Source organism: Escherichia sp. HH41S, from assembly GCF_009820115.1.
GTDB classification, from domain to species: domain Bacteria; phylum Pseudomonadota; class Gammaproteobacteria; order Enterobacterales; family Enterobacteriaceae; genus Escherichia; species Escherichia coli_F.
The window spans coordinates 1-367 of sequence record NZ_VNXE01000046.1; the positions used below are offsets into that span (position 1 = coordinate 1).

The window sequence follows — 367 nt, forward strand, 5'->3', positions numbered from 1 at the left end:
GAGGATTTTGGGGAAACACATCTCGATTTTTTGAAGCAATATGGTGATTTTGAAAATGGTATTCCTGTTCACGATACAATTGCCAGAGTTGTATCCTGTATCAGTCCTGCAAAATTTCACGAGTGCTTTATTAACTGGATGCGAGATTGCCATACTTCAGATGATAAAGACGTCATCGCAATTGATGGAAAAACACTCCGGCATTCTTATGACAAGAGTCGCCGCAAGGGAGCGATTCATGTCATTAGTGCGTTCTCAACAATGCACAGTCTGGTCATCGGACAGATCAGGACGGATGAGAAATCCAATGAGATTACAGCTATCCCAGAACTTCTTAACATGCTGGATATTAAAGGAAAAATCATCA

1 protein-coding gene is annotated in these 367 nt (G+C 40.9%); it reads left to right on the forward strand.

The genetic code is table 11. The annotated features are described in order from the left end of the window. A partial coding sequence (locus FQZ95_RS08635; RefSeq protein ID WP_160530095.1) for an ISAs1 family transposase occupies positions 1 to 367 on the forward strand: 367 nt, incomplete at both ends.